1 protein-coding gene is annotated in these 759 nt (G+C 69.4%); it reads left to right on the forward strand.

The genetic code is table 11. The features are described 5' to 3' along the window. Positions 1-759 (forward strand): AMP-binding protein (locus tag HV826_RS36425; protein WP_176421579.1); only part of this gene is annotated, 759 nt, incomplete at both ends.

Consider the following 759-nt stretch of genomic DNA (forward strand, 5'->3'; position numbering starts at 1 on the left):
GCGCAGGTGGAGCGGACGCCGGACGCGGTGGCGGTGGCGTTCGAGACGGAGCGGCTGACGTACCGGGAGCTTGAGGCGAGGGCCAACCAGGTGGCGCACCACTTGAGGGCCATGGGGGTGGGGGCGGAGTCGCTGGTGGGTGTGTGCCTGGAGCGCTCGGTGGACGTGGTGGTGGCGCTGCTGGGCGTGCTGAAGGCGGGCGGGGCCTACGTGCCGGTGGACCCGGCGTACCCGAAGGAGCGGCTGGGGTGGATGCTGGAGGACACTGGCGCCTCGGTGGTGCTGACGCACGAGAAGTGGAAGACGGTGCTTCCGGCCAGTGGCGCGAGAGTCGTGTGCCTGGACAGCGCGGCGGCGGAGGTGTCGAAGCAGCCGGTGACGAAGCCGGCGGTGCAGGTAGGCCCGGAGTCGCTGGCGTACGTCATCTTCACGTCGGGAAGCACGGGGCGACCGAAGGGTGCGATGAACGCGCACGGGGGCGTCGTCAACCGGCTGAAGTGGATGCAGGAGGAGTACGGGCTGAGTGGGGCGGACGTGGTGCTGCAGAAGACGCCCTTCAGCTTCGACGTGTCGGTGTGGGAGTTCTTCTGGCCGCTGTTGGCTGGGGCGAAGCTGGTACTGGCGAGGCCCGGAGGGCACCAGGAGCCGGCGTACCTGGTGAAGCTGATGAAGGCGGAGGGCGTGACGACGGTGCACTTCGTGCCGTCAATGCTGCGCGCCTTCGTGGAGGAGCCAGGGCTGGAGGGGTTGGGAAGCCTG

Origin of the sequence: Myxococcus sp. AM010 (assembly GCF_013372585.1) — a bacterium.
GTDB lineage: Bacteria > Myxococcota > Myxococcia > Myxococcales > Myxococcaceae > Myxococcus > Myxococcus vastator.